The 209-nt window shown below is 50.7% G+C and carries 1 pseudogene; it reads left to right on the forward strand.

Annotated features, from left to right (window positions below):
* Positions 1–209: pseudogene (locus JUJ53_RS00040) on the forward strand (IS1 family transposase); the annotation flags it as partial.

Genomic DNA, 209 nt, shown 5'->3' on the forward strand with positions numbered 1-209 from the left:
GACAAAGACACTCGGTCATTGGTCAATCTGCTGCTGTTAGAGAAGATCCCCCTAGCAGGCATTGCCAGGGCCACCGATGTCTCTGATAGTTGGCTACAAGGCTATGCTAATGCTTGCTACGAAGCTGTGCCAAAAGCGGTAGACGTCGTCCCCAAAACCAAAGGCAAGCTGAACGTGCAGATGGATGAACTCTGGTCATTTGTCGACAA

Source organism: Leptolyngbya sp. CCY15150 (assembly GCF_016888135.1).
GTDB lineage: Bacteria > Cyanobacteriota > Cyanobacteriia > RECH01 > RECH01 > RECH01.